This is a genomic window from Streptomyces sp. NBC_01775 (assembly GCF_035917675.1).
In the GTDB taxonomy this organism is placed as follows: domain Bacteria; phylum Actinomycetota; class Actinomycetes; order Streptomycetales; family Streptomycetaceae; genus Streptomyces.
Window position 1 is genome coordinate 6,066,095 of the sequence record NZ_CP109104.1, and the last position, 12,539, is coordinate 6,078,633.

A 12,539-nucleotide genomic window follows, 5' to 3' on the forward strand; every position below is an offset into this window, starting at 1 on the left:
CGCCGCAGACCCTACGGCGCGGGCGGGCTCCCCGGCTGCTGACGAGAGGGGAAGTACAGCCTGCTGTACCTCACTTCGGGCGGCTGAGGGGCTCGGCTGAGCGCGCTCACCTCCCTGGCGTCGGAGGGGACAACCACAAGACACCCGGCCCAGCGGAGCATCCTGTGACGAACACGCACGTCCACGGCCCGACAGCCGATGCCCCCGCCCGCCCCCCGTCGCCCGCTCCTTCCCCTCCGGACGCCGCCCGCCCCGACCTCGTCCGCACGCTGCTCTGGCTGGTGCTGGTGATCAGCACCGTCGGCAACTCCGTGGCCTCGTTCCTCGACGCCGGTACCGGAGCGCACCTCCTGTCCGGTTTGGTGACCACGGCCGGCGTGGCGGCCCTGGTCGTGCGGCGGGTGCGGACGGAGCGGCGGGACGCTAACCGAGGTAGCCGTCCGGGCGGATGAGGACGGTGGTGCCGTCCGAAGCGTCGTACGCCGAGAAGGCGTGCCCCTCGGCATCGACGACGTACGGGTGCGGCGCGGTGTGGCCGGGCCGGAGCACCGCGTAGGTGTGCGGCTCGTCGGGAGCGGGTGCGCCGAACACCAGGCGGGTCGCGTGCGGGCCCCGGTAGAGGTCGAACAGCCGGACCGACTTGCCGTTGGGGTCCACCACCGGCGCGTCCGGCGCGCGGTCGCCCGTGACGAGCCGTCCCTCGCCCGTCCGGTAACTCACGTCCAGCTGCCGGGTGTTCTCGCCGCGCTCGTGCGCGTCCTCGGCGCCCTCCTGGTGCCGTCGCATCAGCTCCTCGCTGATGCCGAGCACCCTGGCCGCCACCCCGCGCCGTTCGGTTTCGTAGCTGTCGAGCAGTCCGGGCGAGCCGTCGGCCAGCTTCCAGCCGAGGTTGTAGGCGTCCTGCACCCCCGTGTTCAGCCCCTGCCCGCCGGTCGGTGGGTGCGCGTGTGCGGCGTCGCCCGCGAGGAACACCCGGCCGACGCGGAAGCGCTCGGCCAGCCGGACGTTCGGCCGCCACACGGTCGACCACACGAGCCCGCTCAGCCGCACGCCCGCGTGGAGCGTGTCGAGCCTGCGCTGCAAGGTGTCCAGCGACGCCTCGGTGTCCTGCTCGGACAGGGGCGCGGCGAACTGGAACAGCCCGTCCGGACCCGGCAGCGGGCTGAGGTGGACGCCGGACATCGGGTCGTCGGCGCGGGCGAACCAGTAGCCGTACTCGTGGTCGAGGCCGTCCGCCGCCACGTCCCCGAGCAGCACCCGGACCGAGTCGTCCGTCGTGCCCTCGAACGCGATGCCCAGCGTCTTGCGGACGACGCTGCGTCCTCCGTCGGCGCCCACCAGGTAGGAGGCCCGCACGGTCTCGCCGGTGGACAGGCGCGCCGTCACCCCGTCCGCGTCCTGGTCGAAGCCGATCAGCTCGGTGGCCGGCTCCACGCGCACTCCGAACTCGGCCAGCCGGTCGCGGAGTACGGCCTCGGTCCGGGACTGCCCCAGGACCCACGCGTTCGGATAGGGCACATCCGGCGTCGGCCGGAGGGGCTCGGCCATCCGCCGCTCCATCACGAACTCCCCGTCGAGATGGACGTGCGTCACCGGCAGCGCCCGTCCCTGGTCGAGCACCGCGTCGAGGACGCCGAGATCTTCGAAGACCTCGAGCGTGCGCGGTTGCAGCCCGTCGCCCCGCGAACCGGCGAAGAACTCGGCCGCCTTGTCGACGACGCGTACGTCACATCCGCGCCGGGCCAGGTCGATGGCCAGGGTCAGGCCGGTCGGTCCGGCTCCCGCGATGAACACATCCATAACTGAACTCCTATTCAGTGAATCTGTATTCATCGTGCTGCCTTGGTACCGTTCGCGTCAAGGAGGTGCCGTGAAGCGCAAGGAGAGGGCGGCGGAGACCGAGGCCGCACTGAAGGACGCGGCGAAGCGGGTGTTCGCCGAGCGCGGCTACCTCAATACGAAGATCACCGACATCACCGCCGAGGCCGGCCGTGCCGCGGGCTCCTTCTACAACCACTTCGCGGGCAAGGAGGAGCTGCTCGAAGCGCTCCTGGCCGACATCTCCGCGCACAGCGACGAGGCGGCGTCCGCGTCCGGCCACAAGTCGGACTTCACCGACCCCGAAGCGGTCCGCTGGCACCTCGCGTACTACGTCCGCTTCTACCGGGAGTACGCCGTGACGATGCGCGCCGTCCAGCAGGCGGCGCTGGTCAGCGAGAGCTTCGCGGAGAAGGTGGCCGCGTTCGGCACCGCCGAGATGTCCGACATCCTGGGCCACGTCAAATACCTCACGGACGCCGGGTACGAGCTGCCCGCCTCACCCGAGGTCAGCATCCGGATGATGTACGCGCTGAGCGACACCTTCCTCCAGATGTGGCAGCAGCAGTCGCTCGACCTCAGCGACGAGGAGCTGATCGAGGCGCTGACCCGCTTCGTCTACCGAGGGCTCACGGGCAGCGACTACTGAGCGGGCCGGGTCTCGACCGCTGAGCGGGCGGGGGTCGGGCAGGCACCGGCGGGGGACACGTGGCCGAGGGCCACGGCCGGGGCGCTCACCAACCTGTGCCGGCCGCGGTGGGCCGCGGACCCGGGACGGCGGACAGGGGGTGCTTGAGCTGCCAGACCTCGGCGGGGGGAAGGTTCGCCCACACCCTCCAGCAGCCGGTCGCGTACCGGCGCTGGTAGCCGGTCAAGATCTCCTCCACGGCCCGGCGACGGCGGGCCTGGTTCCGGGAGGGCAGCAGGGTGTGGGCCTGTCGGGTGCCGAGATAGGCGAAATAGGTCAGCGTGCCGCCGGGGCGCAGCAGCTCCAGATAGCGGTCCATGATCGTCTCGACCTGGTCGGGAGCGAAGTTGGCGAACGGCAGGCCGGAGACGATCACGTCGTAGCGCCGGTCCGCGTCCAGGTCCTCGACGCGCTCGGTGTGGATGCGGGCCCGGCGGCCGTGCCCGGCGAGGTGCGGGTGCGTGGTGGCGAGGTGATGCAGCCGGGAGGTGAAGCGCGGGTTGGCCTCGGCGACGTCCAGGTGGCTGCCCTGCGGCAGCTGGGAGATCAGGGTCCGGGTGACCGCTCCCGTCCCGGCCCCCGCTTCCAGGATGTCCAACGGCCGGCCGGCCTGGGCGCGCACCGGTTCCGTCAGCGTGCGGGCCAGGGCCGCGCTGCTGGGGGCTATGGCGCCGGTGGTGCGGATGTCACGGGCGGCTTCGATGAGGAATATCCCGTTCTGGGCATGGGGCTGCGCGGGAACTCGGTCGTGCGAGGTGGTCCGGTTGTCCATGACCTCGACGCTACAAACCGTTCCTTCGTCGGTGGACCCGCCCTGGTGCGACGCTGCTCACCCTACGGAAAACAGGAGGCCAGAGGGAAGATCGTCGGTGGAGAGATCGCCGACGGCCGCACGCTCCCACCCTCACCCTTGCTCAGCCGGGTCCATAGGTCCGGTTCAGCCGGGTCCATAGGTCCGGGCGAGTACGTCCACCGTGGCGGCCATCGCCCGGCGCAGCTCGGCCGGTGCGACGACCTCGACGTCGACACCGAGCCGCAGCAGCTCGCCGCACGCGTGCCCGGTGCTCTCGATCGGGATGACCGCCTCGACCCAGCCCCCCTCGTCGGCGCCGGTCGCGGTGGAGTCGACCGCCCGCACCACCTCCGGGGCGACATTGTCGGGCAGGCGCCGACGCCCTCGCGGGGACAGCCGGACGGTGGCGGTGCCGGTGTAGCGGCGTGCCTGGAAATCGTCGAGGTAGGACGTCCAGTAGGCGCCCAGGTCGAAGCCCTCCGGCCGGTCGAACCGCTCGTCGCCCAAGGCGGCGTCGAGGACTTGGGCGACCTTGTAGGTCGCGATCCCGCGCTCCGTAGCGGCCACGAGATACCAGCTACCGGACTTGAGCACCAGGCCGTAGGGGCGGAGGCGGCGATCGACCTCCTGCGGCGCCCGCCAGCGGCGATAACGCACGTCCACCGCGCACCGGGTGAGCACCGCGTCGACGAACAGCGGCAGATACGGCGTCTGTTCGGGCTCCCGGTACCAGCCCGGAGCATCCACATGGAACACCGCCGCGGTCCGTGCCGCCTCCTCGCGCGCCCCTGTCGGCAGCGCGGCCAGCAGTTTCAGCCGGGCTGCCGTCACCTCCGCCGCGAGCCCCAGGTCGGCGGCGGGGCCGGGCAGCCCGGCGAAGAACAGCGCCCGCGCCTCGCCCTCGCTCATACCGGTGAGGCGGGTGCGATAGCCGTCGACCAGCTGATAGCCGCCCCCGCGGCCCGGCTCCGCATAGACCGGGACCCCAGCGTCCTGGAGACGTGCCAGGTCACGGTAGGCGGTCCGGATGGACACCCCCAGCTCGTCCGCGATCCCCCGCGCGGACATGCGGCCACGGGATTGCAGCAACAGCAGCACCGACAGCAGTCGACCGGCAGACATGCGGCACATCCTCCCCGGAACCACTGACAGCCCCTGCGGAAACCCTGACAGCTCCTGGCACACGCCTTGCGTAGCGTCGGCCCCGTCCGGCTGCCACCAGATGAGCCGGGCACCACGCCGGAGAGCACGGAAACAGGAGTTCCAGCATGCCCCCAACCGATCCCGACGACCGCCCCACCGTGATCGAGCTTCGCCAGTACACGCTGCGCCCCGGGCGGCGCGACGAGTTCATCGAGCTGTTCGACCAGGAATTCATCGAAACCCAGGAACAGACCGGGATGACCGTGCTCGGCCAATTCCGGGACCTCGACGACCCGGACCGCTTCGTGTGGCTGCGCGGCTTCCGGGACATGGCGGCACGTCACCAGGCGCTGACCGCTTTCTACGGCGGACCCGTATGGGCCGAACACGGCCCCCAGGCCAACGCCGCCATGATCGACTCCGACAATGTCCTGCTGCTGCGTCCCCTGTCCGCCGAGGACGGCTTCGCCGTCTCCCCGGCCGAGCGGCCACACACCACCGTGCCCGCACCGGACCGCTTCGTGGCCGCCACCGTGTGGTCCTTTCCTCCCGGACAGCCCGACGGCGTCGAACTGATCCGGGACGGTCTCCTCCCCGTCCTGCACAAGACGGGCCCCGCGCCGCTCGCCGTCCTCACCACCGAGACGGCGCACAACTCCTTCTCCAGACTGCCGGTCCGCGCCGGGGAGAACGTCGTCGCCGTCTTCACCTCGTACCCGGACGAGACGGCTCATCGACGGCACGTCGCCGAAACAGGAGCCCAGCCCGACATCCGGGACAAGATCCTGCCGGGCATCGAGCGGGAGCAGACGGCGGCTCCCCAGACGCTCCGACTGGCACCCACGGGCCGCTCGCTCATCCGCTGAACGGACGGCAGCCCCGCCGACGCGCGCTGCCGGCTGCCGGCCGGAATACCCCGGGCGCGGCCAGGGTTCGGCCTGGTCATGAGCGAGATTCTGGTGACCGGTGCGACCGGCAACGTGGGCCGTCAGGTTGCCCTTCGGCTTCTGGCGGCGGGCAATGGTGTGCGGGCGCTCGTGCGTGACCCCGGATCGGCCGTGGTGCCGACGGGAGCCACGGCCGTCGGCGGTGATCTCTCGGCGCCGGACACGCTGGAGGAGGCGCTGACGGGGGCCGAGGCGGTGTTCTTGATCTGGCCGTTCCTCACGGCCGAGCGCGCGCCCGCCGTGCTTGAGAAGATCGCGGGACACGTCCGCCGTGTCGTCTACGTCTCCTCCTCCGGAGTGCGCGAGGACGCCGAGCGGCAGACCGACCCGATCAACCAGCTCCACGCCGACATCGAGCGGCTGACGGAGAAGTCCGGTCCGGAATGGACCGTGCTGCGGGCGGACACCCTCGCCTCCAACGCGCTCGGCTGGGCCGAGCAGATCCGCACCACGCAGGTTGTCCGGGGCCCCGACATCGCCGCCACGGCGGTCGTCCACGAGGGCGATGTCGCGGCGGTGGCGGCGCGTGCGCTGACCGAGGACGGGCACGCGGGCGCCAGGCACATCCTGACCGGCCCCCGGGTACTGAGCCGGACCGAGCAGGTGGAGACGATCGGGGAGGTGGTCGACAGCCCGGCCCGCTTCGAAAAGGTGCCCGTGGAGGCCGCCCGGCAGCAGATGCTCGCCGACGGCCGGCCCCCGGCGCTCGTGGAGGCCCTGCTGGGCAGTGCCGCCACGCGGCCCGCCTCGCAGCTGATCACCTCGACGGTGGAGGAGATCACCGGAGCCCCGGCGCGTACGTTCCGCGCGTGGGCGGAAGAGCACGCGGACGACTTCCGCTAGTGCCGTGACCGGCAATGTTTGCCCGGAAAGAGCGTGCGTGCCGGGCGGCGCGACGGGGCAAAGCCGCCGGGAGGGGCACTGGGCGCCGGTGATGTCCGGCCCGCCGATAGTGTCGGGGCCATGTACACACCCATGCCCGAGCTGGACCTTCTCAGGGAGTTCGAGGACAGCGTCGACGACTGGTACGCGCCCGGCTTCGAGCTGCGCGAATTCGGGCGGGACGACAGCGGGTACCCGCTTGCGGCCGACCGCCTGCGTACCTTCGCGCTCGCCACGGGCTCCGGCTCGGCCTACGCGGTCTGGCTGCTCGACGGCCGCACGGACCTGGCGACACTGCCCGTCGTGTTCCTGGGCGACGAGGGCGGCATCAATCTCGTGGCCCGGAACCTGCGCGAGTTCTTCCGCGTCCTCGCCTCCGGCTGGACCCCCATGGGCGGCTGGGAGAGCGTCGAGTACGCCGACGAGCGCGAGGACGAGGACGACGACCCCTGCCCCGCCAACGAGGAGTTCCGCGCGTGGCTGCGCGACCACTTCGGGCTTGAGGCGGCCGAGGACCCCAACGACATCGTCGACGCGGCCGAGACCGAGCTGTGGGACGCGTTCGCCGAGTGGATCGGCCCGCTCTACCCGGACGTGGTGAACACCCGCGAGGGGGAGGAGTAAGGGCCTGGGGCGCCCGGGCCGATCACCAGCCGGGCGGCTTGGCCGTGCCCATCGCGCGGGTGACGGCGATCTCGATCACGACCCGGTCGGGGTTGGGCCGGGGCGGCTTGTAGCGGCGGGTGTAGCGCGCTTCCGCGTCCGCGACGGAGTCCGGGTCGTCCCGGATGACAGCCGTACCCTCCAGCGTGCACCAGCGCCGCCCCTCCGCCTGGCTCACCGCGACGGCCACCCCGGGCCCGGCGGCCAGCACGTTGCGCACCTTCTTGCTGGAGCGGCTGCTGATCACGCGCGCGAGGCGCGTCTGCGGGTCGTAGGTCACTCCCACGGGCACCAGGTGCGGGGTCCCGTCGGGGCGCGGCGTGGACAGGAAACACGTCCTGCGCTCCTCCCAGAAACCCAGCTGGGATCCCGGCTCGGCTCCCCGCTCGGGTTCCGGCCCGGAGGACGAGTCGGGGGACGGCGCGGACGACGACGCGGACGCGGACGGCTGCGGAGACTGTGCGCTCAACGGATGCCCTTCACTCGTAGGAGGAGGAGAACGGTACCGGCCCGGCCGGGCCCGGCGGCGGGGGACGATCGGCCGGGCGCTAGCGTCACCCCATGACGCGTTGGTTCGACATCAGCCGGGAACTGACCACGGGCCTCCAAGGCCGCGACGAGGCATGGCAGTTCATCCGTGGATACGCCGAGCACTGGGCCGAAGGCCTCAGCGAGGGTGACGGGGAGGGCGACGGCGACGGCTGGGGCGAGCTGGAGATCGCCGGCGCGGCGGGCCGACTCGGCGTCGCGCTGCCCGCCGCGCTGCGCGAGGCGTACGCGCTGCTGGGCCGCCGCCCCGATCTGACCAGCAACAACGATGTCCTGCTGGACCCCGACGAGCTGTACCTGGACGACGAGGGCACGGCGCTGGTCTTCCGCCACGAGAACCAGGGCGCCGCGTCGTGGGGCATCCTGGTGGCCGATCTGGCCCACCCGGACCCGCCCGTCGTCGTCCGCGCCGACCTGGCCGACAAGCAGGCCGAACGCTGGGAGCCCTGGCTCGACCGGCTGTCCCTGGCCCTCGTCGAGATCGTCCTCTCCGAGTCCCTGCACGCCCCCGAAGAGCTGTGCGATGTCAGATGCGACCTGACCGAGGACGACCTCGCGCGGGTGGGCCGGCACGCGGCCCCGCTCCCGTTCCCGAACGCCCCCGGTACCCATTGGTACCTGGCCCCGGACGCGCTGCTGCGTGACGACGGCGCCACGTTGCTCGTCCGGTCCAGGACCGAGAAGGCCCTGGACCGGATACGCGACGACCTGCCCGGCGACTGGCTCAACGACCTCCGATGAGACCGAGATTGAACGCGGCCCAGGCGGTGGGGGAGACGGTGAGGGGGCGGAGGCTGGTGTCCTTCGAGTCCCGGATGTGGATCGCGCCGGGGCGCATGGCGACCTCGACGCAGTTGTCGCCTTCACCCCCGCTGTAGCTGCTCTTGAACCAGTTCAGCTCTGGGGTGTTCACAGCGTTTCCGCGTGTGCGGTGAATGCGGACCAGGCGGCGGGGGAGACGGTGAGGGGGTGGATGCGGGTGTCCTTGGAGTCACGTACGTGGACCGCGCCGGGGCGGACCGCGATCTCGATGCAGTTGTCGCCACTGGTCCCGCTGTAGCTGCTCTTCTGCCAGTCCAGTTCGGTGTTCATAGTGCTCCTCGCATCTCCTTCAGCAGGCGTACCGATGCTTCGTGGCTCAGGGCCTGTGCGCGCATCTTGCCATAGCGTTGGAGCATCGAACTTACTGCTTTGGGATCGGTCAGCAGGGCACTGCTTTCATGCCCTTCGATGTATCCGATCCACTCGTTGGGCTGCGTTTCTGCCAAATACATCTGTCCGTCGAGACCAGCGTGGTCCTCCTGACGGATCGGCATGACCTGGATCTCCACATTGATGAGGCGGCCGATGGCCAGTAGGTGGTCGATCAGGGCGACGGTCACATCGGTGCCACCCACTTGCCGTTCGATGAGGTATTGCTCGATGAGGAAGCTGAAGGCGGTGTTTGGTCGTTCGGTCAGGAGGGTCTGACGACTCAGCCGAGCGGCTGCCTGCTGGTCTACCTGCTGTGGGGTCAATGGCGGCAACCTGCGCTCCGACACCGCCCTGATGTACGGCTCCGGCTGCAACAGGCCGGGAATCACGCGACACTCGTACGCGCAAAGCGTGATCGCCTCTTCCTCGATCGCCGCCCAGTGCTGGAACCAGGAGGCGAGGCCGGGCTTCCGGCGGAGGCTGCGGGCGGCGGCGCGGAGGACCTTCGTCGCGAGCGGGCCCAGCACCTCCTCGACCCGCTGCGGCAACTCCCCCGGAGGGAACCGCTTGCCCTGCTCGATTTTGGCCACGTAGTGCGGCGAATATTGCACCAGGGGGGCGAACTCCTCCTGGGTGAGCCGCGCTTCGTCGCGGAGCGCTTTCAAGACCGCGCCGTAGGTCTTGAGACTGTCCGAGAGTTCGGGTTCGCTTGGGGTGTTGCCGTCGTGGTCCGACGTCATCGTCGTACGCCTTTCGTGCTGGGTCCGCTCCCCGCTCAACGGTGCAATAGTCACGAAGGGTTACTCGCCCAGTCCAGAGCGTCAGCCAGTACAGCCGGTTCTGTACTGGCGTGGTGCCTGTCGGTGATATAAGGGCAGCCGCAAGGCTGACCCGCATGCACGCACCGAAGCGCCAAGTGCCGCGCTGCTCCCGTACGTTCGCCCAGAGGTTCTCGGCCACCCGGCGTGGAGCGCGCCTCGCCCGGCGGCTGGCCGCGTACCAGCTGGACGTGTGGGGTGTCCCGTACGACGACCCGCTGTCGGAGACGGTGACGCTGATCGTCGCGGAGCTGAGCGCGAACGCGGTGTTGCACGGGAGGGTGCCGGGCCGGGACTTCGAGCTGCGGATGGGGTGGGACGGCGAGGGCGGGCCGGTGCGGGTGGAGGTCTCCGACACCCACCCCGCGCTGCCCGCGCGGCTCGTGCCGGAGGACGACGCGGACGGCGGTCGTGGCCTCCTCCTCGTCGCGGCCCTCGCCACCCGCTGGGATGTGAGCTCCCGCACGGGGCCGGGCAAGACGGTCTGGGCGGAGGTGGACGCGCTGTAGGCCGGGCCGCCGCTGGGGGCCCGGCATCTCGCAGGCGTGGCCGACGGCCGTCAACTCGCAGTGCCCGTCCTTGCAGGAGCGTTGCAGGCGCCCTCGCGAAACGGTCTGAATCAGTCCGATCGTCCAGCACATGGGGCATCCGCGCAGCGCCAGCACGCTGAATGGCAGCAACAGCAAGCTGACCGGTCCGGTCACCGCGAAGGAGCCGATCAGTCCGCCGAACCCGGCCATGCCACGGGCGAGATGCCGGGGCAGGGACGAACTGGCGAAGTCGGCCACTCAGCCCTGGTTCTCGTCAGCGTTTTGCTTGCCATCAGTGCTCCTTTCACAAGCCGAGTCGGGTGTCTCACGCAACATGCGCCGGACGGACGCGCGGGCCCGGTGCAGGCGCGACTTCATCGCGGCAGTACTGAGGCCCAGCGCGTCGGCGGCCATCCGCCCGCTGTAGCCCTGGATGTCCCGCATGACCAGCACACGTCGCTCGTCGGCGGGCAGGGCGGCCACGGCCGCTGCCACCCTGTCCGCTTCCAGGTGTCGCAGGACCTCTTCCTCGGCGCGCTGCGCCGAGCCGCCGTCCGGGTCTGCCACGGAGCGCCTGGCTGTGGCCACGCCGCGACAATGCCATCGGCCACACAACTCAGGGCTTCTGCCGGGGCATTGCGATCGTGCCCGGGCAGAAGCCCTGAGAGGGGCCTCAGCGGAACGCAGGGAAAAGAACTCAGATCCCGTCAGCTCGCGGATTCCGTCAGCTCAGAATGAGTACGAAATTCCCCTTCTTGTTCTCGTTGCATTTGAAGAAGGTGTAAGGGCGAAGGCGGTCCTGCTGAGCCATCTTGTTGGCGAACGCCTGGCAGTTCTCCGGCGTCTTGAATACTGCCTGCGTCCCCTTCTTCCCATCCTTGGCGCGAGTGAGTTTCCTCAACTCGACAGAAGTAAGCTTCCCCTTCTTCGTCTTCTTGGGGGTGACGATCCTGGTGAAGGACTTCTTCTTCTCGTGGGTGGGGGTCCTGGTGTGGGGCTTCTTCTTCTCGTGCGTGGGGGTCCGCGTGAGGGACTTCTTCTTCTCGTGGGTGGGGTTGAGCTTGGTGAAGGTTTTCTTCTTCTCCTTATTTGCCTCCTCCGCCGGCCTCAGTGCCTTGAACACCATAATCCGAAAGAACTCCTGGTCCGGGCAGACAGGATCTGTGAACTGGCTGTAAATGCAATCGCCCGACGACGCGGAAGCTGTTGCGCTCGACGTCGCGGAAGCTGTTGCGGGGGTGAGCAGAGACAGGCCGAGCGCGACGGCAAGGGTGCCCGTGGCGAATGCAGGTTTGAGAACTCGTTGGCGCATTAACTCTCCAGGTGGATGTGTGGTCAGTGTTCTGCTGACCAAGGCAGCTAAGCACAACGGGAATTAGTCCTCAAGCCGCGATGTGAATCAATCCTCAAGCGGCTACGTCATATGCATGCGGGCATGCCTGGAACACCCATCTCGTCGACCGAGCCCTCAATCTCCGGGGCGCGGGCGATCAGGTGGAACGCTTGGTGGCGGCCCTGATGACACCCAGGCACTAGTGCCCCCGGGATTGCTCTTACGCGAATACGACCGAGTGATCCGGGGAGAGGGGATCCGGATTAATCCACTCTGTGTCAAAGCCGTCCCCGCGCGTGCGCGAGAGCCCCGGCGAAGGGTACGTTCTCCGTCCTCCGACCGGATATCGAATTCTGGTCCCGGGCAGAGAGGCTGACGACTACGGATGCGGGCGAGGACCACACCGTTCGCCCATGTCTGTCATGACGACGCCGCAGGAGTGGCACCGCTGTCTTCGCGGTTGATGCTGCGTTGATCGAGCGCGTCCGCGTGGTGCAGGGTGCAGTTGGAATCCGTCTGACCACGGGGAACGCCGTACGCTGTCCCGGCGTATGATGCGGCGGTTTCCGACGAGTGTTCCTCGCCACCAGCCGTCTTCTTGGGACGTCCAGCGTTGCCGGCTCCGGCCCACTGGGCGGGTGGTCGCAAAGTTCTGGCACTCCTCCTCACTCTGAACGGCGCGGCTCAGGGCATCTGAGACCAGGTTTCCTTGGTCAAGGTGACACCGGAGGTGTGGGTGTTGGCGACCGGCCGCCATCGGGGAATCATCTTCGGTGACTCTCCTCCCCCATCCCGATCAAACGAACGTCTCACGTACGTGCATAACAACGGAGACTCGGCGGCATCGGTTCATCCCGGATCGGCGCCGTCGGTTGTCCATGTCCTGTCCGTACTGTGCGCATGGGCCCGTTCGGCCTGCGTTGTACGGAGCGTGCATGCGGTGTCGGACCGTACGTGGTGTTCGATGGCGGGCCCGGCGGAAAGGTTCACGGCGAGCGCGGATATTTTCAGTAACCGACCGCTCCGAACGGGGTTCCCGCGTGCGTCGGACGGGGGCTTCTGGCACGCAGACAAGGCCGCCAGCGCGCACCAGTTGTGGGCCGACGGCGTCTACATGGTTAATCCGTTCCTCGTCGAGTACGGCACGGAGTCCTACTGAGCCCCGGAGCGGGCGAAAGGGG

16 protein-coding genes and 1 pseudogene are annotated in these 12,539 nt (G+C 69.5%); 8 read left to right on the plus strand and 9 right to left on the minus strand.

Translation table 11 applies throughout. The features are described from left to right. The first annotated feature begins 164 nt into the window (after nucleotides 1–164). On the plus strand, nucleotides 165–452 hold the full coding sequence (locus OHB04_RS26990) for a hypothetical protein (RefSeq protein ID WP_326808488.1): 288 nt from the start codon (nucleotides 165–167) through the stop codon (nucleotides 450–452). Here the strand turns inward: OHB04_RS26990 and OHB04_RS26995 are convergent. Then, complete coding sequence (locus OHB04_RS26995) at nucleotides 424–1,800, minus strand: FAD-dependent monooxygenase (protein WP_326808489.1); 1,377 nt, start codon at nucleotides 1,798–1,800, stop codon at nucleotides 424–426. The genes OHB04_RS26990 and OHB04_RS26995 overlap by 29 nt on opposite strands. A 70-nt stretch (nucleotides 1,801–1,870) precedes the next feature. Here OHB04_RS26995 and OHB04_RS27000 point away from each other — a divergent pair, with 70 nt between their 5' ends. After that, the gene (locus OHB04_RS27000) at nucleotides 1,871–2,467 is read left to right on the plus strand and encodes a TetR/AcrR family transcriptional regulator (protein ID WP_326690238.1); all 597 of its coding nucleotides are present in this window, start codon (nucleotides 1,871–1,873) and stop codon (nucleotides 2,465–2,467) included. An 85-nt stretch (nucleotides 2,468–2,552) separates the two neighbouring features. Here OHB04_RS27000 and OHB04_RS27005 read toward each other — a convergent pair whose 3' ends face one another. Together OHB04_RS27005 and OHB04_RS27010 are read right to left on the minus strand one after the other, a co-directional pair. Further along, a complete protein-coding gene (locus tag OHB04_RS27005) occupies nucleotides 2,553–3,278 on the minus strand; it encodes a class I SAM-dependent methyltransferase (protein WP_326690239.1) in 726 nt (241 codons plus the stop codon). A 165-nt stretch (nucleotides 3,279–3,443) separates the two neighbouring features. Continuing rightward, nucleotides 3,444–4,421: a helix-turn-helix transcriptional regulator gene (locus tag OHB04_RS27010; protein WP_326808490.1), complete on the minus strand. Its 978-nt coding sequence runs from the start codon at nucleotides 4,419–4,421 to the stop codon at nucleotides 3,444–3,446. A gap of 146 nt (nucleotides 4,422–4,567) precedes the next feature. On the opposite strand from OHB04_RS27010, the gene OHB04_RS27015 reads away from it, so the two are divergent. From OHB04_RS27015 to OHB04_RS27025, 3 genes are all read left to right on the plus strand, one after another. Then, entirely contained in the window at nucleotides 4,568–5,308 is a 741-nt protein-coding gene (locus OHB04_RS27015) for an NIPSNAP family protein (protein ID WP_326690241.1), read from the plus strand. 78 nt (nucleotides 5,309–5,386) lie between these two features. Beyond that, a complete protein-coding gene (locus OHB04_RS27020; protein WP_326808491.1) occupies nucleotides 5,387–6,232 on the plus strand; it encodes an NAD(P)H-binding protein in 846 nt (281 codons plus the stop codon). A gap of 120 nt (nucleotides 6,233–6,352) precedes the next feature. Beyond that, entirely contained in the window at nucleotides 6,353–6,895 is a 543-nt protein-coding gene (locus tag OHB04_RS27025; RefSeq protein ID WP_326690243.1) for a hypothetical protein, read from the plus strand. Nucleotides 6,896–6,917: 22 nt separating this feature from the next. On the opposite strand, the gene OHB04_RS27030 is transcribed toward OHB04_RS27025, so the two are convergent. Beyond that, entirely contained in the window at nucleotides 6,918–7,295 is a 378-nt protein-coding gene (locus OHB04_RS27030) for a pyridoxamine 5'-phosphate oxidase family protein (RefSeq protein ID WP_326809532.1), read from the minus strand. Nucleotides 7,296–7,495: 200 nt separating this feature from the next. Between OHB04_RS27030 and OHB04_RS27035 the strand changes: the two genes are divergently transcribed. Beyond that, nucleotides 7,496–8,224, plus strand: coding sequence for an SMI1/KNR4 family protein (locus tag OHB04_RS27035; RefSeq protein WP_326690244.1), 729 nt, complete (start codon nucleotides 7,496–7,498; stop codon nucleotides 8,222–8,224). Here OHB04_RS27035 and OHB04_RS27040 read toward each other — a convergent pair. The 3 genes from OHB04_RS27040 to OHB04_RS27050 are packed head-to-tail and all read right to left on the minus strand — an operon-like array spanning nucleotide 8,208 to nucleotide 9,417. Next, a complete protein-coding gene (locus tag OHB04_RS27040) occupies nucleotides 8,208–8,396 on the minus strand; it encodes a DUF397 domain-containing protein (protein ID WP_326690245.1) in 189 nt (62 codons plus the stop codon). The two genes, OHB04_RS27035 and OHB04_RS27040, sit on opposite strands and share 17 nt — an antisense overlap. Beyond that, nucleotides 8,393–8,575, minus strand: coding sequence for a DUF397 domain-containing protein (locus tag OHB04_RS27045; RefSeq protein WP_326808492.1), 183 nt, complete (start codon nucleotides 8,573–8,575; stop codon nucleotides 8,393–8,395). The genes OHB04_RS27040 and OHB04_RS27045 overlap by 4 nt, the downstream gene beginning before the upstream one ends. Further along, entirely contained in the window at nucleotides 8,572–9,417 is an 846-nt protein-coding gene (locus OHB04_RS27050) for a helix-turn-helix domain-containing protein (RefSeq protein ID WP_326690247.1), read from the minus strand. Before OHB04_RS27050 ends, OHB04_RS27045 begins: the two co-directional genes overlap by 4 nt. A gap of 155 nt (nucleotides 9,418–9,572) precedes the next feature. On the opposite strand from OHB04_RS27050, the gene OHB04_RS27055 reads away from it, so the two are divergent. Then, nucleotides 9,573–10,004, plus strand: a complete 432-nt coding sequence (locus OHB04_RS27055) for an ATP-binding protein (protein WP_326690248.1) — start codon at nucleotides 9,573–9,575, stop codon at nucleotides 10,002–10,004. A 279-nt stretch (nucleotides 10,005–10,283) separates the two neighbouring features. On the opposite strand, the gene OHB04_RS27065 is transcribed toward OHB04_RS27055, so the two are convergent. Beyond that, complete coding sequence (locus OHB04_RS27065) at nucleotides 10,284–10,613, minus strand: RNA polymerase sigma factor (protein WP_405803728.1); 330 nt, start codon at nucleotides 10,611–10,613, stop codon at nucleotides 10,284–10,286. A 136-nt stretch (nucleotides 10,614–10,749) separates the two neighbouring features. After that, nucleotides 10,750–11,151 carry a hypothetical protein gene (locus OHB04_RS27070; RefSeq protein ID WP_326690249.1) on the minus strand — a complete coding sequence of 134 codons (402 nt, stop codon included), beginning with the start codon at nucleotides 11,149–11,151 and terminating at the stop codon, nucleotides 10,750–10,752. A 1,240-nt stretch (nucleotides 11,152–12,391) separates the two neighbouring features. Here OHB04_RS27070 and OHB04_RS27075 point away from each other — a divergent pair. Continuing rightward, nucleotides 12,392–12,508, plus strand: a pseudogene (locus OHB04_RS27075) (glycoside hydrolase family 88 protein); the annotation flags it as partial. Between the last annotated feature and the right edge of the window lie 31 nt (nucleotides 12,509–12,539).